At 58.8% G+C, this 23507-nt stretch carries 23 protein-coding genes and 1 pseudogene; 8 read left to right on the plus strand and 16 right to left on the minus strand.

Features of this window, described 5'->3' with window-relative positions; genetic code table 11:
* Positions 1-22: 22 nt before the first annotated feature.
* From EZI54_RS19580 to EZI54_RS19590, 3 genes are read left to right on the plus strand one after another with little or no spacing between them, the layout of a single operon-like run.
* Positions 23-1216 carry a 1-acyl-sn-glycerol-3-phosphate acyltransferase gene (locus EZI54_RS19580; protein ID WP_131483594.1) on the plus strand — a complete coding sequence of 398 codons (1194 nt, stop codon included), beginning with the start codon at positions 23-25 and terminating at the stop codon, positions 1214-1216.
* A 7-nt stretch (positions 1217-1223) separates the two neighbouring features.
* Positions 1224-1850: an acyl carrier protein phosphodiesterase gene (locus EZI54_RS19585; protein ID WP_131483571.1), complete on the plus strand. Its 627-nt coding sequence runs from the start codon at positions 1224-1226 to the stop codon at positions 1848-1850.
* A 47-nt stretch (positions 1851-1897) separates the two neighbouring features.
* The gene (locus tag EZI54_RS19590; RefSeq protein ID WP_131483572.1) at positions 1898-2563 is read left to right on the plus strand and encodes an alpha/beta hydrolase; all 666 of its coding nucleotides are present in this window, start codon (positions 1898-1900) and stop codon (positions 2561-2563) included.
* Between the two features lie 185 nt (positions 2564-2748).
* Here the strand turns inward: EZI54_RS19590 and EZI54_RS19595 are convergent, their stop codons facing one another.
* Positions 2749-4197 carry a TrkH family potassium uptake protein gene (locus tag EZI54_RS19595; RefSeq protein ID WP_131483573.1) on the minus strand — a complete coding sequence of 483 codons (1449 nt, stop codon included), beginning with the start codon at positions 4195-4197 and terminating at the stop codon, positions 2749-2751.
* Positions 4198-4456: 259 nt separating this feature from the next.
* Here EZI54_RS19595 and EZI54_RS19600 point away from each other — a divergent pair, with 259 nt between their 5' ends.
* Positions 4457-5203 (plus strand): DUF1223 domain-containing protein, encoded by a 747-nt coding sequence (locus tag EZI54_RS19600; protein WP_131483574.1) that lies wholly within the window; start codon positions 4457-4459, stop codon positions 5201-5203.
* Between the two features lie 10 nt (positions 5204-5213).
* Here the strand turns inward: EZI54_RS19600 and EZI54_RS19605 are convergent, their stop codons facing one another.
* From EZI54_RS19605 to EZI54_RS19615, 3 genes are all read right to left on the minus strand, one after another.
* Positions 5214-5756 (minus strand): hypothetical protein, encoded by a 543-nt coding sequence (locus EZI54_RS19605; protein ID WP_131483575.1) that lies wholly within the window; start codon positions 5754-5756, stop codon positions 5214-5216.
* A gap of 245 nt (positions 5757-6001) precedes the next feature.
* Positions 6002-6871 carry a diacylglycerol/lipid kinase family protein gene (locus EZI54_RS19610; protein WP_131483576.1) on the minus strand — a complete coding sequence of 290 codons (870 nt, stop codon included), beginning with the start codon at positions 6869-6871 and terminating at the stop codon, positions 6002-6004.
* 106 nt (positions 6872-6977) lie between these two features.
* Positions 6978-8003 (minus strand): adenosine deaminase, encoded by a 1026-nt coding sequence (locus tag EZI54_RS19615; RefSeq protein ID WP_131483577.1) that lies wholly within the window; start codon positions 8001-8003, stop codon positions 6978-6980.
* A 258-nt stretch (positions 8004-8261) separates the two neighbouring features.
* Here EZI54_RS19615 and EZI54_RS19620 point away from each other — a divergent pair, with 258 nt between their 5' ends.
* A complete protein-coding gene (locus EZI54_RS19620) occupies positions 8262-9896 on the plus strand; it encodes a M28 family metallopeptidase (protein WP_131483578.1) in 1635 nt (544 codons plus the stop codon).
* Between the two features lie 60 nt (positions 9897-9956).
* On the opposite strand, the gene EZI54_RS19625 is transcribed toward EZI54_RS19620, so the two are convergent.
* The 12 genes from EZI54_RS19625 to hxsD form a co-directional block, all read right to left on the minus strand.
* Positions 9957-11621 (minus strand): phosphoethanolamine transferase, encoded by a 1665-nt coding sequence (locus EZI54_RS19625; protein WP_131483579.1) that lies wholly within the window; start codon positions 11619-11621, stop codon positions 9957-9959.
* Between the two features lie 69 nt (positions 11622-11690).
* Positions 11691-13454: an ArnT family glycosyltransferase gene (locus tag EZI54_RS19630; protein WP_131483580.1), complete on the minus strand. Its 1764-nt coding sequence runs from the start codon at positions 13452-13454 to the stop codon at positions 11691-11693.
* A gap of 6 nt (positions 13455-13460) precedes the next feature.
* Positions 13461-14129, minus strand: a complete 669-nt coding sequence (locus EZI54_RS19635; protein ID WP_131483581.1) for a TVP38/TMEM64 family protein — start codon at positions 14127-14129, stop codon at positions 13461-13463.
* A gap of 2 nt (positions 14130-14131) precedes the next feature.
* Entirely contained in the window at positions 14132-14866 is a 735-nt protein-coding gene (locus EZI54_RS19640) for a glycosyltransferase family 2 protein (RefSeq protein WP_242674532.1), read from the minus strand.
* A 291-nt stretch (positions 14867-15157) separates the two neighbouring features.
* Positions 15158-15637, minus strand: coding sequence for a DUF1499 domain-containing protein (locus EZI54_RS24510; RefSeq protein ID WP_165495813.1), 480 nt, complete (start codon positions 15635-15637; stop codon positions 15158-15160).
* Between the two features lie 394 nt (positions 15638-16031).
* Positions 16032-16388 (minus strand): hypothetical protein, encoded by a 357-nt coding sequence (locus EZI54_RS24515; protein WP_165495814.1) that lies wholly within the window; start codon positions 16386-16388, stop codon positions 16032-16034.
* Between the two features lie 298 nt (positions 16389-16686).
* On the minus strand, positions 16687-17907 hold the full coding sequence (locus tag EZI54_RS19655) for a His-Xaa-Ser system-associated MauG-like protein (protein ID WP_207389279.1): 1221 nt from the start codon (positions 17905-17907) through the stop codon (positions 16687-16689).
* A 35-nt stretch (positions 17908-17942) separates the two neighbouring features.
* Positions 17943-18299 carry a TIGR03982 family His-Xaa-Ser system protein gene (locus tag EZI54_RS19660; RefSeq protein ID WP_242674533.1) on the minus strand — a complete coding sequence of 119 codons (357 nt, stop codon included), beginning with the start codon at positions 18297-18299 and terminating at the stop codon, positions 17943-17945.
* A complete protein-coding gene (hxsA, locus tag EZI54_RS19665) occupies positions 18299-18862 on the minus strand; it encodes a His-Xaa-Ser repeat protein HxsA (RefSeq protein ID WP_131483584.1) in 564 nt (187 codons plus the stop codon). The genes EZI54_RS19660 and hxsA overlap by 1 nt, the downstream gene beginning before the upstream one ends.
* Positions 18859-19971 (minus strand): His-Xaa-Ser system radical SAM maturase HxsC, encoded by a 1113-nt coding sequence (gene hxsC / locus EZI54_RS19670; RefSeq protein WP_131483585.1) that lies wholly within the window; start codon positions 19969-19971, stop codon positions 18859-18861. Before hxsC ends, hxsA begins: the two co-directional genes overlap by 4 nt.
* The gene (gene hxsB, locus EZI54_RS19675) at positions 19964-21373 is read right to left on the minus strand and encodes a His-Xaa-Ser system radical SAM maturase HxsB (protein WP_131483586.1); all 1410 of its coding nucleotides are present in this window, start codon (positions 21371-21373) and stop codon (positions 19964-19966) included. The genes hxsC and hxsB overlap by 8 nt, the downstream gene beginning before the upstream one ends.
* The gene (hxsD, locus tag EZI54_RS19680) at positions 21370-21642 is read right to left on the minus strand and encodes a His-Xaa-Ser system protein HxsD (RefSeq protein ID WP_131483587.1); all 273 of its coding nucleotides are present in this window, start codon (positions 21640-21642) and stop codon (positions 21370-21372) included. The genes hxsB and hxsD overlap by 4 nt, the downstream gene beginning before the upstream one ends.
* Before the next feature lie 167 nt (positions 21643-21809).
* Between hxsD and EZI54_RS19685 the strand changes: the two genes are divergently transcribed.
* From EZI54_RS19685 to EZI54_RS25130, 3 genes and pseudogenes are all read left to right on the plus strand, one after another.
* Positions 21810-22541 carry an ion transporter gene (locus tag EZI54_RS19685; RefSeq protein WP_131483588.1) on the plus strand — a complete coding sequence of 244 codons (732 nt, stop codon included), beginning with the start codon at positions 21810-21812 and terminating at the stop codon, positions 22539-22541.
* A gap of 380 nt (positions 22542-22921) precedes the next feature.
* Complete coding sequence (locus tag EZI54_RS25125; RefSeq protein WP_242674534.1) at positions 22922-23248, plus strand: helix-turn-helix domain-containing protein; 327 nt, start codon at positions 22922-22924, stop codon at positions 23246-23248.
* Positions 23160-23507, plus strand: a pseudogene (locus tag EZI54_RS25130) (IS630 family transposase); the annotation flags it as partial. The gene EZI54_RS25125 and the pseudogene EZI54_RS25130, both read left to right, overlap by 89 nt.

Genomic DNA, 23507 nt, shown 5'->3' on the forward strand with positions numbered 1-23507 from the left:
AAAAATTTCCAACAAGGACACCATGCAGGATTTCGATGCAATTCGGCCGTACCGGGATGACGAAACCCCGGGTGCCATCCGCCGCCTGATCAATGATCCGGAGTTCCTGACGCTCATAGGCCGTTTCAAGGCGCCCACCATGACCCGCCTGGCGCCCGCAGTGACCCGGTTCTGGATCAGCCGCTGGCTGAAACGCGAGTTCGGCAGTGTGGATTCCATTGGCAGACTGCAGGCACGCCTCCATCCGCTTGTCGGCCAGCTGATCGAGCGGACCACAACGCGGCTGACCCACTCCGGCCTCGATCGGCTGGATAAGGACACCGCGTACCTGTTCATCTCCAACCACCGGGACATCGTGTTCGACCCGATGGTGGTGAATTTCCTGCTGCACGAGAACAAGGAGCAGACCACGCGCATCGCCATCGGCGATAACCTGCTGCAGAACCGGCTTTTCGCGGAGATGATGCGCCTGAACAAGAGCTTCGTGGTCAAGCGCAGCATGTCGAGCCCACGGGAGATGCGGGACGCCTACCAGACCCTGTCGGCGTTCATCCATCACTCGATCGAGGACAACCAGAGCATCTGGATTGCGCAGCGGGAAGGCCGTGCCAAGGATGGACTGGACCTGACGGATCCGGCCATCATCAAGATGTTCTACATGAGCCAGAAGAAATCCGGCGTCAGCTTTGCCGAATCGATGAACCGGCTTCGCATCGTGCCGGTTTCGATCGCCTATGAGTACGACCCCTGCGACATGCCCAAGGCCCGGGAGCTGGAAGCACGGGCAAGAACCGGCTCCTACCAGAAGCATGCTGACGAGGATACCGACCAGATCGTGCAGGGACTGACCGGCTTCAAGGGGCACGTGCACGTGCATTTCGGTGCCCCCATCACCGACTCGCCGGATACGGCGAAAGAGCTGGCTGCGCGCATCGACGACGACATGCACCGTCACTATCACTTGCATGCCTCCAACCTCATTGCCTACGACATGAGCCAGGTGAACCAATTGAGCCACCAGACGGAACCCCAGGTTCCGGAAACGATCGAAACCGCAGAAGCCTGGTCACCGGCGGATATCGAAGCGGCACGGGCCGAACTGGAGCGGCGACTGGCCGCCGCCGACCGGGCGTTGCATCCGTTCCTGCTGGCGATGTATGCCAACCCGGTAAACAGTATGCTTAAAGCCATGGCGCCACCGTTGACCGACAGCTGATCCCACCATGAATCACCTCGCGCACCTTTTCCTGGCACAGCCGACGACACCCTCCCGCGTTGGCAACCTGCTGGGAGATTTTGCCCGGGGTGTGCGGACGGAGGCGTTGCCGGCGCCCGTCCGCCAGGGCCTGCAAAACCACTGGGCGGTGGACGCCTATACCGATCGCCATCCTGAGGTCATGGCTTCCAAGGCTCTGTTCTCATCCCGCCGCCGGCGTTTCGCCGGCATCGCGCTGGACGTGCTCTACGATCATTTCCTGATCCGCCATTGGTCCAGGTTCGCAACCGTTGATTTCGACGCCTTCGTAACCCGGGCCTATGCCGATCTTGAAGCCGGAGAGCACCTGATGCCGGCGTCCATGGCCACGGTTGTGGAACGGATGATCCGACATGACTGGTTTGATGCCTACCGGGACCTGGAACAGGTAGGCTTTGCGCTGGACCGGATCGCTGGCCGCATCCGTTTTGCGAACCGGTTTGAGGGCGTTATCGAAGAGATCTGGCAGCACGACAGCGAGTTGGAAGCGCATTTCCTGGCTTTCCTGCCGGACCTGATTGCCCATGTCCAGGCCCGAAGCCTGGAACAGCCGGCTGAGCCCGTGCCCGGTGAGCCGTGGCACTGGATTCGGTAGACTGCCGACACATCCCTAATCCTGAAAATCAACGTTGTGAGGTAACTGTGACCACACTCAAGACCATAGAACTCGAAACCCGACCCAACCCCGATGCGGCCGTCATCTGGCTGCACGGCCTGGGTGCCAGCGGCCACGATTTCGAACCGGTGGTGCCCGAGCTGCGGTTGCCGCAGGATGCGGGCGTGCGGTTCATCTTTCCTCACGCACCCAACCTGCCGGTGACCATCAACGGTGGGATGCATATGCCGGCCTGGTATGACATCAAGGCCATGGATATCGACCGCACTGTCGACGAAGAACAGCTGCGCAAGTCGGCGGATGCCATCGTCGAACTGATCGAACAGGAAATCGACCGGGGCATCGACAGCCGACGGATTGTCATCGCCGGCTTCTCGCAGGGCGGGGCGGTGGCCTATGAGGTGGGCCTGAGTTATGACAAGCCTCTGGCGGGCATTCTCGGCCTGTCCACCTACTTCGCGACGGCCGGTAGCATCCAGCCATCCGAGGCCAATCGCCGCATTCCCATCCGGATCTACCACGGCACCCACGATCCGATGGTGCCGGAAAGCCTGGGCAGGAAGAGCGTCCAGGCATTGCAGGACATGGGCTACGACGTCAGCTATGAAACCTACCCGATGGATCACAGCGTTTGCCTGGAGGAGATCCTGGATATTGGCCAGTTTCTCCGCAAGCACCTGAACCTGGGCTGATCGTCGTGTTTTTCCGCAGACGCTCCAGGATGACGCCACAAAAGGTGATCGTGCGCGTCACCCTACTGGCCCTGCTCATAATGCTGGCGTCTGCAATTTCCAAAGGTGTCCTGTTTGAAACCGTGCTGGCACCGGATGATACCGGCCGCCAGCCAGTCCAGGAGAAACCGGTGGGGACGGGGGGCTCAGGTCCGCCAGAACGCCGGCGAGAAGAGGATAATCACGCTCAATAGCTCCAGGCGTCCGAGGATCATGCCGGCACTGAGAATCCACTTGGCCGCATCAGGCAGGGACGCGAAGTTACCCGCCGGCCCGATGACCGGCCCCAGTCCCGGACCCACGTTGGTCAGGGCCGTTATCGACGCCGTCAACGCGGTCGTCAGGTCCACGTTCATCAACGACAGGCCCAGCGTCATCACCGCCATGCCCATCAGGAAGACGAACACGTAGGCAATCATCGAGGCGATGATCTCATCGCTCACCGCCCGTCCGTTGAAATTCCGGGTCAGCACCGCCCGGGGGTGCAGCAAACGCCGGAACTGTTCCTTGAGCACCATGAAGGACAACTGGAAGCGGAAAATCTTCATGCCGCCGCTGGTCGACCCGGAACACCCGCCAATGAACGTCAGGAAGAAGAACGCCACGCTCGTGAACGATCCCCACTGCAGGTAGTCCTCGGAGGCATAACCGGTGGTCGTCACGATCGACGTCACGTTAAACAGCGCGGAAACGAAAAGCCCCAACGGATGCTCCTCATGCATCCAGAGCCGGTAAACCGTCATGACCAGCGCTGCGGCGATCAATAGCCCGAGAAAGGCACGGACCTGTTGGTCGCGGAACAGGACCCAGTGCTGCCCATGCAGCTCGCGGACGAACAGGAAAAAGGGCATGCTGCCCAGGGCCATGAAGATCGAGGCTTCAAACAGGATCAGGTTGGAATTGAACTGGCCCATGGACTGATCGGAGGTGGAATAGCCACCGGTGGAGATGGTGGTAAAGGCGTGGTTGACGGCGTTGAACAGACTCATGCCGGACACCCAGTAAATGAGGATGCAGGCCAGGGTCAAGGCGCAGTACACGAACAGCAGCCCGCGGCTCAGGCTCTTCATTCGCGGCAAGGCCTTCTCCGTCCATTCCGACGACTCGGTTGCGAACAGGCGCATGCCACCGATCCCCAGGAACGGCAAAACGGCGACGAACATGCCGATGATCCCGATGCCGCCCATCCACTGGATGATCGAGCGCCACAGCAGGATGTCCGGAGACATGGTGTCCAGGCCACTCAGCACCGTCGAACCGGTGGTGGTGATCCCGGAGAAGCTCTCGAAGATTGCATCGGTCATCGACAGGTTGAGGTTGCTGAAGTAGAGGGGCAGGGCACAGAGAATGGAGATGATCAGCCAACTGCTGACCGTCAGAACGAACATGTAACGGGGCTGGAGCCGGTGAGAGCGGTGGCGGGTCAGCAGGATCCCGACCGATGCGGCGATGAATATGCCCAGCGCAGGGTATGCAAACGCGGTCGTATTGGAATCCGCCTCGCCGAGATAGAGCAAGGCCGGTATAGCCATAAAGATGCTGAGCAGCACCATCGTGATGCTGACGATATAGGTAACGGGAGACAGGTTTCTCATTCAGAACAAGGTCTTTCCATGGACGGACGGCTGGTCGCGGTGCGCGAAGGGTACCTTCACGCGCCGCGAAAGGCGAATGTCGTCGTTAATCCCGGTCAACAAGGGAGCGCCTGGCCGATGATGTATGCTTTACATCGACGCAAACCGACCATAATGGCTCCCCTGGGGAACCTTCCCGGCACCTGGCACTCGAACCAGAGGAACACGGGTTGCACGCCACGTCGCCACGCGGCAACGGATCACGTCGGAGGTCTTCGCCATGCCACTGTCCAGGCGGTTTCTGGTCAAAGGATTCCTGCTCCCTGTGCTTGCTTTCAGCCTTTCCGGCGCTGTGTTTGCCGAGCCGCTCAAGCGTTGGGAAAGTGGTTCGGAATCAACGGATACCGTCGAACTCTTCACGTCGGAAGGCTGTAGCAGTTGCCCGCCCGCCGACCGCTGGCTGTCTTCACTCAAATCCCGGCCCGGCCTGTTCAAGTCGTTCATCCCGCTGGCGTTCCATGTGGATTACTGGGATTACATCGGCTGGAAGGATCGCATGGCCGATCCGGCCTTCAGCGCCCGCCAACGCCAATACGTCGACTCGGGAGACGTCAGCCAGGTCTACACACCGGGGATCGTCATCAACAGCCACGAATGGCGCGACTGGTTCCAGGGCCAACGGGATTGGCAGTCGACACCGGCCAAGGTCGGCAGGATGACCGCAACACTGGACGGGCAGGCGCGGCTGACGGTGGAGTTTACCGGCTACCAGCCAGGGCAGAGGCTAAACGTTGCCTATCTCGGCATAGGGATGAAAACCCGGGTCAAGGCCGGTGAAAACCGGGGGCGTGAGCTGAACCATGATTTTGTGGTGTTGGATGTGACGCACCCTGATGGCGGTTCGCCGTGGTCAGTCACCTTGCCGCCAAGACCGGAAGCAGGGCAGACGCAGACGGCGCTGGCTGTCTGGGTGTCACCGCCCGACAGCCCGGAAATCGTCCAGGCTGTCGGTGGATATCTGGATTAATGGCGTCCGCTTACATCGGCAGACGACTGGTTTTGGTCAGGAAAGCCCGTGCCTCGTCCGGATACAACTGGACGTCGAGGTGGCTGTCGACACGGGATGACCCCATTCGCACCTCCACCGGACGGTCCTGCCCGGCGATGTACTCAAGGGTGGGCTCATCCAGGCTGGCGACGCCGTATTCGGTGTGGGCGCAGCCGTAATCCGTGCAGGTCATGTCGGTGCCCTGCCATGCAATGGGCAGTGTAACCGGCTCACCGTTCTTCCGGAATTGCAGCTGGTCCCACCGCCTCCAGTCCTCTGAATTGACCAGCAGGTTGATTTGATAGAATTTCTCGCCGCTCCGTTTATCGATGGAAGCCGCAAAGAAATAGTCCGATGGCGACGGGTAGCCGGTAAAAGGCTGATCGTAAAGCTCTGACGACACGATAATCCGGTCCTGGAGATTGTCCGTCGCATATTTCACCGAGATGCCGTTATCGGTGGTAGTGGCACAGCCGCTGAGCAGAAGTCCGGCGGCAACCAGGCCGAAGCCGAGCAACATCTTGCGTTCCATGGGTGTATCCCCCTGTCTTGCAGACATCACTATCATTATACGGCGCCCGTGGGCGCGCAGACGATTGTTGAAAAGGTTCATAGATGAGACGCCATACTGGCAGTATCCAACCCTCTACAAGAGTGGCAAATTCGACATAAAAGATGCCATAAATGCCAAATCGGGTATGCACGCGGGCTCGTCGAACGTCACCACGGCGTATTTGATATGGAGACTGTCATTGACTTTGAAAGCTGTGACGATGCTCAGGTACAGACCACCTGTTCGCAGATGACTTTCAGGCAGCCGGGACGACAGGTCACATCCAGTGGCGTCTTTCCGGCCACATCGCCATCGGCGGTTACCGTCTTGGGCTTGTGGGTATCGATGCGGCACCAGGGACTTTTCAGATGAACCACCGTGTCCGTCTGGCCCGGCGAGCGCCGGAAGATTCGCACCCGCAGAAACGTCAGGAACAGTCGCATCAACGAACGGGGTTTCACCGCAACGATATCCAGTTGGCCATCGTTGGCGGAGGCCTCGGGTATCTCGTTGCCGCCGCCAAAAAAGGCGCCAGTGGCCACGACAATAGACAACCAGCGCCCGGCCACGACGCCGCTCTCGCACTCGATAACGGCGCGAAACCCGCGTTTGTCCCGGACCTTTCGCAGCAGGGTCGCCACATAGCTGAAACGCCCCAGAAGGCGCTTGGTCTGGCTGGACGACTCCCGCACCGGCCATGTGCCCAGGCCAATGTGGGCCACGTTGAGGAAAATCTGATCGTCGAAGCCGGCCACATCCAGCCAATGGGTCCGGCCGCTGGCGACCAGCTCGCACAGCGCCGTCGGGTCATCGGGTAATCCCAGGTTGCGGGCGAAATCATTGGCGGTTCCGGAGGGCAGGATGCCGAGGGTGGCGCCGGTGCGCAGGCAAAGGGACGCCGCGCGGTTTACCGAGCCGTCGCCACCGGCCGCGAGGACCCGGTCATCGGCGCTGACGCGCTCCATCCAGTCGTCCTGATCGAAGTCGCAGACAGTCAGGCCGGTCACGCCTGCGCGAGCGAGCCGTTCCTGCCAGAAACCGGCGCCACGCTGGCCGTCGCCGGCCTTGGGGTTGGCTATCAACCAGGTCGTCATGGTCTCCTTATCCTCGCTGGCCGGAATCCATGGAACGGAATCCTTACGTTATAAACGAGCCCGTATCCCGGGCGCCATACAGGAAACTTCGGACGACTGCTGCAGGCTAACTTGGCTTCCGGGCCTGCCAGACCGCATCAACCCGCGCCAGCGCCGCCTGCTTGTCGGCGTCGCTCAGCCAGCTTCCCTCGAAGCTGTTGCGGGCCAGTTGGACGACCTGCTCGGGTGTCAGGTGAAGGTGCTCGATCATGGCGTGGAAGTTGGCATTGACGTAACCGCCGAAGTAGGCGGGATCGTCGGAGTTCAGGGTGACATGCAGCCCCTTGTCCAGCATGGTCGTCAGCGGATGATCGGCAAGACTATCGATTACGCAGAGCCGCAGGTTGGACAGGGGGCAGACCGTGAGGGTCAGACCCTTCTCGGCGATCAGGGCGGTCAGTGCCTCGTCCTCCAAGGCGCGGTTGCCGTGATCGATACGCTGTATTTCCAACTGATTGATGGCCTGCCAGACATAGTCGGGCGGACCTTCCTCGCCGGCATGAGCAGTAACTTTCAGGCCCAACTCCCGACAGCGTCTGAAGACCCGCTCGAACTTGTCCGGTGGGTGTCCCATTTCCGAGGAATCGAGGCCTACGCCGTCGATCCGGTCGAGGTAGGGCATGGCCAGTTCCAGCGTTTCAAAGGCGCTTTCTTCACTCAGGTGGCGGAGGAAGGAAAGAATCAGGCGGAAGCTGATGCCCAGCTTGTCACGCCCGTCGCTAAGCGCCCGGTAAATACCCTCGAACTGGGTGCCAAAGGCAACGCCCCGTTCCAGGTGAGCCTGCGGGTCAAAGAAAACCTCGGTATGGATGACGTTGTCGGCCTGGCAGCGCTCGAGGTAGGCCCAGGTCAGGTCATAGAAATCCTGCTCGGTCTGGAGGACCGACATCCCACTGTAGTAGAGATCGAGAAATTCCTGCAGGTTGTTGAACTGGTAGGCCTGGCGCAACGCCTCTTCGTCCGCGTAGGGCAGATCCACGCCATTACGGCGGGCGAGGGCGAACATCATCTCCGGCTCCAGGCTGCCTTCGAGGTGCATATGGAGCTCCGCCTTGGGCAGCGCATCGGCGAGGGCGAGTGTGGACTGCGACATACCTGATCCTTAGCAACAAAGTTCAGAAAACCTTATCACACACGCTCAGGCTGCGTCCCTGGCGCTGACCCGCCCGGCTTACCCCCACTTTTGGTATATGTTTAATTTTCGTACGGGCGGAATCACGTCTAGTATTTCTCTCAGCACCGAAGGACGCAGTGGTGCCAGCGCGGCAGGGAAGCCGGGGGATTTTCGGAGTCGATCTGAGACCCCACGCTGCCCTTGCCGGGAATAAACTCCTAGGATTGGAGACGAAAAATGAAACTGGCAATATCGAATGTGGCCCTGGGATTGGGGTCATGCCTTCTTGCTTTCAACTTGCAGGCGGCCCCAGAGCTGCCGTCCTACCAACCGTCGACCAGCGATATACTCAACCGCTTCTGGAGTCCGGATCACCTGGGCTTCTTCGAATGTCGGGCAGGCATCCTCAACAGCACGCCATTCGGCCTGCCGCGGTGCATGCAGGTGGACAACATCAAATACCACGAGCAGATGCTTTATGGTATCGCACAGGCCAATGACGGTAATCGGGCAGCCGGGCTTCCCGGCTATAGTGCGTCAGTCGACTACGTAAAATCGACGCTGGAAGGCGCCGGTTATGACGTCACGGTCCAGACCTTCCCGTTCACTGCATTCTATCCGGAAGCGGAGGGCGAGTTGGCCGCAACGGCTCCCGCGCCGGAAAGCTATGTCTGGGAAGAGGACTTCAACTATCTGTCGCAGACCGAGCCGGGTGACGTGACCGGTCCGGTGGTACCGGTGGATCTGGACCTGGGTACCGGCAACGCCTCGACCAGCGGTTGCGAGCCGGCCGACTTTACCGGCTTTCCGGCAGGGGCGATTGCTCTGGTGCAGCGGGGTGCCTGCACCTTCGGCCAGAAGGCCGAGAATGCGGCGAACGCAGGGGCTGTCGGGGTGATCATCTTCAACCAGGGCGATACCGAGGATCGCACCGGGCTGATCAGCGCCACCCTGGGTGAGGACTATTCCGGAGGCGTCCCGGTGTTCTTCGCGACCTACGACAACGGCGTGACCTGGGCCCAGACCGATGGCCTGGAGCTGAATATGGTCGCCAATGTGGTGCGGGAGCAGACGGAAACCTATAACGTCGTCACCCACTCCCGACGCGGCGACCCGGACAACGTCGTGATGGTCGGCGCCCACCTGGATTCCGTCTATGACGGTGCCGGCATCAACGACAACGGGTCCGGCTCAGCGGCCCTGCTGGAACTGGCGCTGCAGATGAAACGAGCGCATCCACGCAACCAGGTGCGTTTCGCCTGGTGGGGCGCGGAAGAGGCCGGCCTGGTCGGTTCGACCTACTATGTCGACAGCCTGTCAGAAGAGGAGAAAGGGCAGATCAAGGCGTACCTGAACTTCGATATGATCGCCTCGCCCAATTTCGCCTACTTCATCTACGACGGTGACGGCTCCGACTTCGGACTGGAGGGACCTCCCGGGTCCGCGGCTATCGAGGGTCTGTTCGAGGAATACTTCAACCTGCGGGGCCTGCCGTCAGAAGGCACGGAAATCGATTTCCGGTCCGACTATGCGGCGTACTTCGATAACGGCATCGCCTTCGGCGGCCTCTTTACCGGCGCCGAAGTGCTGAAGACCGAAGAACAGGCCGCCAAGTTTGGTGGGGAAGCCGGTGTTGCCTTCGATCCCTGCTATCACTCGGCCTGTGACGACATTACCAACCTTGATGATGAGGCCTATGAGATCAACGCAGACGCCGTGGCTTTCGTGACAAGCTGGTTGTCGCTGTCGACGCGCCTTATCGATGATGAGATCACCGCGGCCGAATCAACGGAAAACACGCTTGGCGCACGGGCCCTGTCGGTTGAGCAGGCACGTGACGTGACGCATTGGGGGGATCGTTGGATCAAGTGATCCTGAGAGACGATGCAGAAGAAGCGGGGCGCCCATGAGGCGCCCCTTTTTCGTTCACGCTCAGTTCGTGCTGCCATTCTGCCCGGACGATTCCGGCTGGGACGCGACGGATGAAGCATCGTGTTCTTCCCATTCATCGGGTACCCGGGATGAGTGGAGGATGTCCATCTTCGGCTCGTAGATGTTGGTATGCACCTCAAGAAGCCCCAGGAGCGTGTGGAACACGTTGTCCTGGCTGAAACGATCGTCCTTGTGCTTGCGCAGCTCGCTCACGTCCACGCCGTCATAGCTGCTGCCGAACCACATCAGGGCCGGTATGTGTTTCTGCTCATCCGGCGCAATCATGTAAGGAAGCCCATGCAGGTAAACGTCGTATTCCCCCAGTGACTCACCGTGGTCGCTGAGGTAGAACATCGCTGTCTCGAACTCGGGCGTATGACGTTTCAGGACATCTATCACCCGATCCAGGAAGTAATCCGTGTAGAGGATTGCGTTGTCGTAGGCGTTGATTATTTCTTCCTCGCTGCACTCCTCAAGCTGACTCGTCCTGCAGACGGGAGTATATCGCTCGAATTCCTTGGGATACCGTTTGTAGTAGGCCGGCCCGTGGTTGCCCATCTGGTGAAGCACGATAAAAATGTCACCCTTGGGATGATTGCGGATGTAGTCATCCAGGCCTGTCAGCATTCCGGTATCCCGGCATTCTTCCTCGTCGCACTCCGGATTCAGGTCGGACGATTTATAACTGTGGTATTCAACCCGGTCGGCGACGCCCTTTGAGCTGGAGTTGTTATCCAGCCACAGCACGTTCGCTCCGGATTTAGCCAACAAATCCAACGCATTTGATGTATTTTCGGCATCGTCCTCAGAGTAATCGTCCCGGGTTAAATCTGAAAACATACAGGGCACAGAGACCTGCGTGGACGTGCCGCACGACCAGAAATTGCTGAAGTTGACGAGACCGTTTTCTTTCTCAAGGCGCGGATTTGTGTCCCGTTCATAACCGTTCAGCGAGAAATGGTCGGCGCGTGCCGTTTCACCCACCACCATGATGACCAGTTCACGATCGTTATCCTCCGGCGGAATGTGAGCGTCGTTACCAATCGTGGCAAACGCCTTGGGCGCGGAGTCGATATAGCGTCCGGCGAACTTGATCGTTGAATAGATATAGAACGTGGGGTTGGCGTAATAGCGAAGAATCTTGTGCTCACGGAAGAACGACGCATAGTAGCTACCCAGGCTGACAATCAGCACGGCCGCCAGCGCCAGGGAACCGCCGAACATCTTGGCGGAAGACAGCAGATCCTTCCTGAAGGGTACCGGCTCAATCCGCACCCGCCAGACAAACACGGAGGGCAACACGCCGATCAGCAACACATAGGCGACCAGGCGCCACGAGAAAAGATCGCTGGCCTCGTCAACATTGGTGTGCACGACATTGCTGAGCATGTCCGCATCAATCACCACGTTGTAGCTGTCCATGAAGTAGGCGGCGAACGACGACAGCATGAGCAGGACAATCAGGATAGGGCGGGTGCTTCGCCCGAAACACACCAGCGACAACAGCAATACGAGCGCCGCTGTGAATACGACGGCAATCGAGGCCAGGAATGGCAGTGTCGACCAGTCCAGCGGGTACACGCGGGTAATGTTGGTAAAAAACTGTTGATTACCCACCAGCATCAGGAAGGCAGAGACCAGAAGAATCAAACGAAACTTGGTCATTGTCGGCGACAACATCTTGGAACGCCCCATAATTACCTCGTTTAAAGGATCTAAGCCCGCGCTATTCCGTTAGTCCAGCCATCGACCGGGATTCGGTATGTGGAAAATCTCTCGCTTGTCCGGATCCGGCGTCGGACAGGTCGGCGTCATGGCATCCCGGGACAGAAGTATCCAGTTCTCGCTGTGGGCGACACCCATGGGCTGGCCTTTCTTTACTCGGAAGCACTCGAGTTTGTCCTCATCTCCGACGAGCACGTAACGATCATCCCGCTGCTTCATCCACTCCCAAGCAAGGCGCTCCTGCTCGCGAAGTGAGTTGAAATAGCTAAACTGGGTGACATCCAGTTTAGAGAACAAGATGAACTGTTCCTTAAATTTGATGAGACCAAGTTGAGCGCCGGGGTTCCCGGCAACTGTTTTCTCGACGTTAGCAAGAACATTTCTGGGTGTCCGGAACGGCTCCAGGACCGAGTAACCCCAGGTTGACAGCAACACCCATGTCAACGACATCGCAGCCAACAGGCGCAGAAGGGCGTGCTGCTTGCGCAGGAGGAGCAACGTCAACAGCCAGATCAGGCCCGCCACAATCAGGAGACTGCCGGCCTCGTGCAACAGACTTAAATCCTTGGTGTAGTCCGATGCCTTCTCGACCAGCTTGGGCAGGTTGAACCAGGCCAGGACACCGACGGTGATAAGGACGGCGCCGAGAACCGCCTGTATGCCACCCATCAACGGCCGGAACCAGCGTGCCAGCGGATAACCGGTGTACATCGCAGCGAGCGACAGCGCGAACATCGGTAGCGCCGGCAGGATATAGACGCCCCGTTTGCCGGGACTCATGCTGAAGAAAAACAGGACCAGAACGATCCAGCCCAGCATCAGGAACACGCCGGGCTCGTTTTTCCAGGCATCGCGCAGGCGCCCCAGGCCCGCCAGGAGCATCAAGGGCAGCGGGAACCACAGCGACGGAATCACGTTGGCAATGAAGTAGTACCAGGGTTGGATATGACCCCAGGAATGGGCATAACGCTCTGCCGTCTGCTTGAACAGAATGTTGTCGCGGTACTGCATGAACATCTCGGAACCGCTGGCATTGACGTACAGCACCATCGGCACCAGCCAGGCCGCCGCGACCAGCAGCATCACGACAGGCCCGAGCAGGCAGGTCCAGGTCGGCTTCGTCACCAGGGCGTCAGGCCGGCGCCAGGCCAGATAGAGCACCGGGATCATCATCAGGGCCGGCAGGAAGCCCACGCCCTTGGTGATAATGCCAAGTCCCATGAACGCCCAGGCCGTGAAATACCAGCCCCAGGATGAACGCACCATAAAGTGGCGCAGCAACCCATAGCAGCCGATCGTGATCCAGCAGGCCACCATCATGTCGATCTGGGCGCTCTTGGCCTGCACGACGAACTGCGGCGCCAGGAGCAGCAGGAGCATGGCGTTGCGGCCAACGCGAACGCTCCAGAGGCGGGCTCCGAGATCGAACACCAGGAACGCAGTCACCAGGCCGCAAATGGCATTCGGCAGCAGGAAACCGGCTTTCAGGCTGCCCGTCAGCCAGTAGAAGAACGCGATCGACCACATGAAGACCGGAGGCTTGTCCGGATAGGGCTCACCACCGCGCATGGGAATCAGCCACTGGCCGGAATCCACCATTTCCCGGGCGACTTCCGCGAACCGGGGTTCGTCGGCAGGCCACGGCGAACGCAGCCCGATGCCCAGGAAAATCAGGATGGCGGCGAAGGCCAGCAGGAACCAGACAACGCGGCTGTATTCGTCACTGGTCAGCGTTTCATAGATTTGTTGCGACAGGGATACCGAACGATTCATGGGACTTCACAGATCCTTTGTAACCAGTTCACCGATTTGTCGGCTGCTGCGAGTGCGATAGAGGTAGATGCCTATAATGGATGCGACGATAAACAGCACGATGCTCAGGATCATCTTGCGATGGTCGGACACCCCGATGCCCGCGCCCAACAGCGCAAAAACGGCCATTTGAGGGATGTAGCCAACAAAACTGCCGGCCAGGAACGGCAAAAGACGGATATGCGTGGCACCGGCGAGAAGATTGGTGATCAGGTTGCTGCCCACCGGAAGCAGCCGGATCATCAGCACCTTCAGGGCCGTCTTCTCGCCCAGCAACACCTGGACCTTATCCAGGCGTTTGCCAAACCGGCGCCGCGCCCAATCTCCGATCATGAAACGGGATACCAGGAAACAGACCATCGCACCGAACGTCGTCAATACCGTCGAAACCGCCATTCCGATCCAACCGCCCAGCGCGTAACCAAAGACAAAGGCGAGCACCTGACGAGGGCCGCCTGCTGCCGTGTAGGCGATCGCCACCAGGGACATGAGCAGGAAAGCCGGCCAGCCTTCCCGGGCCAGGTAATCGGCGACCCACTGGCTATCGGCAATGTGGGCCAGCCAGTCCTGCTGAACCACAAAAGCAGCCAGCGCCATCACGATCACCATGACGGACACTTTTTTCAGGAAACGCATCGCTAGCCGGCCTTTGTATCGTCTACACGGGCAATCACGGGCACTTTGGCGCGCCGTTGCAGCCACATCACGCCAAACAGATCGACAATACCCACCCAGACCCGGTTCCAGGCGGAATACTTCGACTGGCCACGCTGGCGATCACGGTGGCTCACGACCACCACCTCAATGTCGCCCCCCTGGCTGCGAATCAGTGCCGGCAGGAAGCGATGCATGTGATCGAAATAGGGCAACGATAGGAACGTCGAACGGGGAAAAAGTTTCAAACCGCAGCCGGTATCCGGACAGCCATCATGGAGCAGGGCATCCCGAACCCGGTTGGCCAGCTTCGACTGGAACCGCTTCCAGGCGGTGTCCTTGCGGGCCTTGCGGTAACCGGCGACGCAGAAAATGTCGTTTTTCATGGTCTTGGCACAATCAATCATGGCCGGGATATCGGCCGGATCGTTCTGGCCATCGCCGTCCATCGTCACGATCCACTCGCCGTCCGCGTGACGGACACCCGTGAGCACGGCCGTGCTCTGACCGACGCTGTTCTGGTGACGGACGCATTTCACCTCGCAGCCAAGACGCTTACCGGTCTCGATCGCAACATCACCGGTACCATCGGTGCTGCCGTCATCGACGACGATCACCTGAAACGGCACGACACCGTCAATCGCCTGATGGATTTCTGCCACAAGTGGTTCAATATTCTCACTTTCATCCTTGGCAGGAATGACGACAGAAATTTTCAAAGCGGAAACTCCAAAGTCTTATGAACAAAACGATTAAAACAGCGAAACGGAAACGGCATGAGGGGATCGATGCGTCGTTCCTGCCATTGAGCGGATTATCGCGAAGCGTCGGCGCGACTAGGGTAACCCTGACAATATCAAAATAAAGTCAAAACCGCCTCAAAGGTCAACGTTCGGCTGGGTTTCAACAAAACGGTGTGAATTCTAGGCGGGTAGCGCTGGTTTTTACAGCCACCGAGGTCATTAAAGTTGTAATTTAAAGCAACCGCAAAGCCAAAGCCCGCCAGGACCTTAGTCGGGCCCCCCGGTTTGCGAGGAATCCAGGACCAGCCCCGCATCCTGCAGACGACGACGCAGGGTTTCGACTCGCTGGCGATTCACGCCCAGGTCATAGAACCCCAGCAGCGACTGGGAGCGGACCTCAAGATGATGCTCATCCGCCGTCACCAGTATCTCCAGATAATCCGGAAAACGCAGTAGATCGCTGTAGCAGGTAACCTGCGCATAGCCGAACCGGGCGCTTTGCAACCTAGCACCGCGCAAATCGAGCGCGATAGACAGGATGCCACTCCAGGATTCCACCGACAGACGATCGGTCAGCGCCAGACGAGGGACTTTATATAAAGAAACGGAAGACTCACTCGACACGCAATTCAGGAACGGCGTACAGCCGTCGAGATGGAAGTCCGTGCCGGTCGACGGCACTGATCGGGTGGACGTGCATCCGGCCACAGCAATGAGCGCAGAGATTAAAAGAACGATGGATCGCATCGCAGGAAGTAATCCTTTGGCCGGGTTGGAAGCTTATAATAAAGAAGAAACACGCCTGAGAGGGTACGGGCAGTTTCGCCGACTGTCTCACGTTTGCTGTTCCAGCAAAAGATAAGAGCATGGGCCTAGATAGGGAGTCGTGATTGCTCAGGTGCATAGCCAGACTTCAGGCCCAATATTCAATTTAACATAATATACATTATGCGCAGTTTGGTATTCATCTGTGGATAACTTTTAGACACCAATGGACGACCACAGAAAGTGCTGGATGACCACGCAAAGTTCTGAATTTCTCCACGCAAAGTTCTGAATTTCTCCACGCAAAGTTCTGAATTTCTCCACGCAAAGTACTTAATTTCCACACAAAGTACTTAATTTGATATCCAGACTCCAACTACATGTTTCTTTGTTGTTTTTCGTGCTCACCCTCCAATCCTGCAATTGCACGCAGGCAGGCGCTGTGGTGCTCACACCCGAGCAGTTCGCCCATCTCTTGAATGTAATTCAGGAGCACCGCTATCCGGAAAAGAACACCGCACTGGTTCAGATCAGCTTCAAGCTCGGAATGCGCGTTCAGGAAATTGCGCTGCTTCAAATCAAGGACGTGGCCGAACTTGGCCCCCGAACTTCTGGCCACCGCTCGTTCAAACTGAAGGAAATTCTGGCGCTGCCAGCGGCTTATACCAAAGGTGCCGATGCGTTGAAGCGATCCAAATCGACGTACCATCGGCTCGGGTATACTGGCAATCATGATCGGTGTCCGCCCAACCGGCACCGAACGCATCCCGATCGTATTCCGATGGGCTACTCGACGGCCTCCCGGATGAGGCGCGGCTTCGCAATGCCTTCGGTAAAGCGCCCCCACTGTCGAGGCACGCCTGCAGCGATGGAAAGCCGTCGTAGTGTTGGATGCGGTTGTAGTACGGGCTTGCGGGCGGGTGGCACAGCATCGAGCTAGAGCGTTTAACGAGGTCTGTGGCCCCGGCCATCATCGATGTCAGGCACAGCACCAGTACAGCAATTTTCTGGAACACGAACAACGGTCCTTGCTACAACGTTTTCAGGAAGGCGATCAGCGCCGTCAGTTCATCCTCGGAGGTGATGTCGATAAACCCCAAGCGGAATGAGCGGGACGCGAGCACCTTGCCATAGGTCAGCGACTCCCGCTGGGACGTCCACTTGTGGGCGACGAAAAACGGTATCGGATTCAAATGGAATCGCACCACGTCGTCCAAGGTTTCAAAGCGGCCATTGTGCCCATAAGGCGCGGTTTTCGATACCAGCCATAGAGGTGGTGTCCGAAATCGGTACCGATCTTCGGTTTGATAGGTCACGTCCGCCCGCCCCAAATCCTGACCGTGCATATGCGGGCCAAGGTCACCCTGGGGGACGCCGATGGAATGGAACTGGAGATCACTGAACCGGTTACCGCTGTGGCATCCGGCACAGCGCCCCTTGCCGAAAAAGATCACGGCGCCCTGCTTCTCCGTTTTTGTTAGCGCCGAAGGATCCCCTTCGATATAGCGCTCCCACCGAGTTTGCGGGCACTCCGCTGTTTTCTGCGCGATGAAACTGGCCAGTGCATTGCCCACCATGGTCAGGTCGAAATCGTCGGGCGTTTGGCCCCGGGCGGCCAGTAACGCCCGCAGTTCACGGACGACTGGATCCTCCGGGTTACGGATGATCTCCTGCAGCACCTGGTTGGCGGCCGCCACCTTATCGGCGTAATACGCGCTATTAATGCGTTCAAGGTGGCTGTTGCCGTTAAGCATTCCCTGGCGGCCCAGAAACTCGTCGCGGGCCAGGATGGGGAGCACGGCGGCCACCGCCAGGGGCGAGCGGAATCCCTGAGCAAAACCCTCTCCCAGTGGGGAGTAAATTTTGCCCTGGATCTCCATGACTTTGCCGTCCCAGAAGAAGGTGTTGAATCCGGCACTGGCACGGCCGAACAGCGTAAAGGCATTCCGCGGGACCACCACACCGTCACTGGCCAGCCGCTCGTTGCCCTTGCCGGCGCCGCCCACGCCCACCGCCAGTGGCAAGCCATCGGCCAACGCGACCTGATCCTGGTGGCAACTGCCACAGGACGTGTCGTAGTCCCCACTCAGCACGGGCGATTTAAACAGCAGGCGCCCCAGCTCCGGATTACCGTGTTTGACCACTCGAGCGTCTACCTCGCAGAGCGCCGGCTCGAGTCCGTAAGCTTGAATGACCAGCCGCAACTGATCGTCGAGGTCGAGGGCCTGCAGAGCGCTGGACCAGCACAGCACCAACAAACCTAAATAGAGATTGGAGAACAAGCGCTTCATCGCTGCTGGAAACGGTGTTGTTCAACGATTTCTTGAGCCGAATGCTGACCCGTTTCCAAGGCTTTCAACCCCAGATAGGCCAAGACCGACTCGCTGAGCCCCATGGACAGCATGACCTTGCGCGTTTTGTCGTATTCATGGCAGACCAACAGCTGTACTTGGGAGGACCGGTCATCCACCAGCTCCGGCGCCTGCTGGGCGAACCAGGATTCGTCCATGGCCTCGCCGCATTGCGACGCCAGAGCCACGTAGTCGTCCTGATACAGCCAGTAAGCCACGGCCGGCACCACCAGGTTTTTGGCCAGCCACCCAAGGCAGAACAGCGCAACGATCACCTGGAAGGTGCGTGTCATCACGGAGCGGCCACCCCGAGGGCGTTCAGCAGTTGCTGATCAATCAGCCCGTTGGGCAGTCCTTTCTCTTCCCGATAGTCCTTGATGGCAGAACGTGTGGCCGGCCCCATGATCCCGTCCACGGTGCCGGTGTAATAGCCCATGATCTTGAGCCCCACCTGCACGCGCATGATGAGCGCCGTTCGATCGGCAACCTGCTTATGGGATGGCTTGGGTGCCGTGTAGCTCGGCGTTGCCGGCTGGCCCAGAGGATCTGATCGGCTGCTGGACGACGAACCGGATGAAGACGAAGAAGAAGACGGCGTCGACGGGTAAGACGGTGTGGAATAGGATCGGTACCCCCCGGACGAGGATCGGTGGGAGCGATGGCTGCCGTGGGAGCTGTGACTGCGATGTCCGGCAATGTAGAGGGGCGTCGTCACGTGCAAGGGGGCGATTTCGATGTGCTTGAGGGTATCGTCACTGCCCTGCTCGGCCATCGATTTGAGCGTGATCGCCTGGGTGTTTTCCGTCAGCCCAATAAACCCGGGCAGAAAGGCCGCCAAACTCCATTTCTTTTTCATGAGATGATCCTCGGCGATTGATGAAATTGCCCCTGTGACGAGCTGAAAAAACCGCCGCATTCGGGGCGCATTGTGCATCCGCTGCACGTGTCGGGGTAATAATTCTTCCAGTCCGAGATCGACTGGACGGCCCAGGGGTGCAAGGTGTCCGGTAGATGGCACAGCGGGTAATTGAACAAGGCGATGGGCAGGCCGGCTGCCTCGGCCTGGCGCACCATACTTGTCAGTTGATCAGCATACAGCGACGGATCGCAATACAACTGGCCCCAGTTAGCCCGGGCCCATCCCGTTGGCTCCAGATTCATGACCGACACCTGCTGCAGGCCCGAGAAGCAGCGTAATGCCAGTTCCAGGAGCGGAACCAATTCCTGCAGGTTTTTCTGGGTCGGAATGATGCGCAGCTCGATCGGGATGCCGGCGTTGCCCGCGTTGATCAGTCCGCGAACGGTATCGGCATGGGCGCCCGCTGCGCCGACCAGAGTGTCGTGCACCTCCGCCAAGGCGGCGTACAGTGGAATGCCGAACACGACCGGCGACTCAAGACGCTCAGCGACCGCCCGGGCGAAGTACCGATCGGCGAAGGCGCGCCCATTGGAAAGCACATGCAATCCGGTCTCGGGGGCATGAGTCTGAACGATCTCCAGGAATCTCAGGAAGGCATCGCCATACAGCAGCGGCTCTCCGCCGCTGACGCCAATGACGTCGTTCCCGGCGAAGCTGATGATGGCGGCCGCCGCCTGCATCAGCAATTCGTCGTCGTTGCGGTCCTTGGGGGGCTGAGAACAGAACAGACAACGGTTATCGCACCGTTCGGTCACCAACACCGTATTGTGATTGGCACGACGGGACAATATGACTCGCACGGAACCGCGGCCGTTCACCAAACCAACGTCCCCATCCTCGATGCTGTCAAACAGTTCGGGAGAATGGATCGTGCAGATGTCCCCAGCATTACTGGAGGATGCGTCGGTTCCGTTGCCCGTCACCAGCAAGGTGTTTAGCCAGGTGTCCGGCGTCGTCGGTAAGGTTTTACGCAGCACCCAGCAACCGGCGGGGACCAAATTCGCCTCGGGCACCGCAAATACGTCCTGGCGGATGGCCTCACGCATGACACCAACTCTCCATGACTGATCGGGCCTCCGGGTCACGGTAATACCGGTCGATCAAGTAACTGAACATGCGTTTGTGATACTGGCAGAAGGCCGACCGTGACTTATCCCCCACCGGCTCGCCCTGCTCACTGATGCCCTGGCATGGGTCCGTTCCGCAAAAGGGCTGATAAGCGCATTGCTCACACCCCGGATGCACCGCGTTTAGGGATTCCTTCAGGATCTTGTGATAGACGGGATTGGCCGCGGGGTCGAAGTGATCCACGGTCCCGCAAGAAAGATCGAGCTCTGGATTAACGCGTTGCAGCATGCGCGCTTCGTCGCTGCCGAACACCTTGCCGTCGTAATTGATCAGCACGCAGTCCAACAGGAAACCACTAGGCGATTTTAGGTCCGCATAGCCGTTGAAATCTGGCTGAAACACGCGCTGTAAATGGATCTTGCCGGAATACTCCGAGAGCAGTTGGCCACCGGCTGCCTCGTGGGCAATGATCAACGACAGCAGTCGGTCGTAGAACGCCATGTAGTCGTCGAACGAATAGGTCCCGGTACCTGACTTTTGGGCAAAGCCATAGGGGCTGACGGGGCGTACGAACAGCTCGGTCAGCCCCAGCTCCTGGCTGGCTTCGATTAATGCCTCCGGATGGGCCAGCAGGTCCTTGGTGACGGTGGTGACGGCCGCGACACGATCCGGCCCCAACTGCCGCTGGATCGCGCGGATCCCCCGTTTCACTCGCTGATAAGCATTGTCGCCCGGCAGGATGCGGTTTCGGTTGTGAACCACCTCGGTACCATCGACGGATGTCGAAAACACCACTCGCCGCCCCCTGGCCCAATCCAGGATGGTGTCATCGAGCAGCGACAGACTGGTCGTGATCACGACCTCAAAGTCGGTGGCGCCTAGACGCGCTTCTGCTTCATCATAAATCGCTTGAACCAGATCGAACCGGACCAGCGGTTCCCCGCCCTGAATTTCCAGCTTGTAGGGCGCCGTCCCCAACCGAGCGATCAGATCGATTACCTGAGGAATCCGGCGGGCGTCGAGGTCATAGTCCGAGTGCGCGGCACCCAGGGCGGCCCGGCTGACCTGGCAATACCTGCAAGTGTGGTCACAGCGCAGTGTCGGCACGATCATGAACGTCGGGCGAAACGCCAGATCCCGTGTTAGGCGCCGGGCGTAGCCACTGGCAAGAGCGGCCACCCCGGCCTCCTCACCCGCTGAGCTGTCGGCCAAGAACAACCCTCGCGCCAAGTCTTGCTTGATACCAGCGTCGAGGACTCCGTCTCCCTGCTCGGCAAGCAGCTCCAACGTTTCTCGAGCCACGACCCGGTGGAACCCCGCCAGGTTGCTGATGAAGTACCGGGAATCGCTCAAGGGTTCCAGATTGAACGGGAGCATCATGATTCGGAGAGGCGTTGCTGGATGGATCGGATGACCGCGTCGGCGATGGCCGATCGGGTGGTTTCTGTCCGGCGGCCGATGCGCTCCCTTAGCAGAAAGTCGTTGAGCAAACGATCCAGCTCAGCCTGGGCGGAATACGAATCGTCGTCCAACGCCACGGCCCATTGGTTTTCGGTCTCGTCCAACCGCCATCGCGTTGTCGGCGTGAGCCAATAGAGTGCCTGTCGAACCACCCACTCCGAATAACGTTCCTTGTCTAAATATCGCACAGTTTTTCATCCAACCCAGCGAGCCGCTGCTTTCCGCAATTCTTCTCGAATCTCTGCAGAGAGAGAGGCACCCATTAATTGTTATCGGTCAAGCGCAACTACTGGCATGCATCCAAGACTTCTGAAAATATAGCCTGCTTATGTCGTAATAATAGGCAGAGGACGCCATGCGCACAACTCGACAGACCACTCGTCGTCCGGGCCAGACCCAGCTTAACCGGCTGCTTGAGCATCCCGCGTTTGCCATCGGGATTACCCTGCTGATTATCTACTCCGTGTTGAGCTTTTCGTTCCAGACACTGCCCAATCTCACATTGGACGAACGGCTGTTCCTACGTTATTCAGAATATGGAGTGGTGGCGGTATTTACGACGGAGTACTTGGCACGCCTCTACGCTGCAGACCGGCCGTTGCGGTTTGCGTTCAGCTTCTTCGGGGTGGTTGATCTGCTCGCCATACTGCCCTTCTATCTGAGCTTCGCCGTTGATCTGCGGACGCTTCGCATTCTGCGATTCTTCCGATTGCTGCGTCTGCTGAAACTGACCCGCTACAGCCAAGCTTTGCGTCGTTTCGCGCGCGCGGTTCTGATCGCCAAAGAAGAGCTGGTTCTTTTCACCTTGGCAAGTGTCATGCTGTTGTACCTGGCCGCCATTGGTATTTACTACTTCGAGCATCCGGCCCAGCCGGAAGCCTTCGGATCCATTTTTGACTGCCTTTGGTGGGCTGTCGCCACGCTAACGACGGTCGGCTACGGCGATGTTTACCCGATAACCGTTGGCGGCCGGTTGTTCACGTTCGTGATCCTGATGGTCGGTTTGGGAATGATTGCGGTTCCCACCGGTATCTTGGCATCGGCGCTGTCGTCTGTTCGCCAAACATCCGATCCAGAGCGACACTAAGTAGATAACGTGACGTTGCGTGCGCGCCCAGCCCGATTAAAGTGATGCGCCCGTCGGGAGCATCTGAACGCTTTGATACCGGTGTTTCAGCAGCTCGATTTGGTACCACCGGAGCGCCAACCCTTCGCTACCGCGCCTTGCTCTCAAAGCGTTCAGGCACTCAGTAGATCAGCGAATTAATCAGACGGGACACTAGTGTCCCTTAACAAAAGTTCGTCGAATTTTTATGGTTAAAGTTTATAATTGCAGAAAGCATCGAGGGAGCTACTGCAATGGGACGACCGGTCACCCCTTTGATTATTACAGACGAAGAACGCGATGAGCTCAATGCGTGGGTTCGTCGCCGGCAGATGCCTGCGGCTGAGCAACAACGAGCACGAATGATCCTGTTGAGCACCGAGGGTTTTCCCGGGCGTGTGATCGGAGAGCGAGTGGGCGTGACGGCCGAAACGGTCAGCAAGTGGCGTAAGCGGTTTGAGCAGTTCCGGGTGGCTGGGCTGACCGATGCCCCCAGGAGTGGTCGGCCCCGCAGCATTGACGACGACAAGGTGACAGAGGTTATTAACAAAACCCTTCACTCCAAACCCAAAGGTGCGACCCACTGGTCTACCCCCCCTGATGGCGAAGGAAGCCGGGCTCAATGCCATGGCCATCAGCCGAATCTGGAGAGCCTTTGGGTTAAAGCCCCACCGCCTGGAGACCTTTAAGCTGTCGACCGATCCGCACTTTGTGGCCAAGGTCCACGACATTGTTGGGCTGTATATGAACCCACCTGACAGGGCTCGGGTGTTATGTGTGGATGAGAAAAGCCAGATACAGGCGCTGAACCGGACCCAACTGGCGCTCCCCCTGTCGTTTGGCTATTCAGAGACTCGGACGCACGATTACGTTCGTCACGGCACCACCACCCTGTTTGCCGCCTTGGACGTGGCCACCGGTGAGGTTATCGGACGTCTTCACAGGCGA

The sequence above is a fragment of the Marinobacter halodurans genome, from assembly GCF_004327985.1.
GTDB lineage: Bacteria > Pseudomonadota > Gammaproteobacteria > Pseudomonadales > Oleiphilaceae > Marinobacter_A > Marinobacter_A halodurans.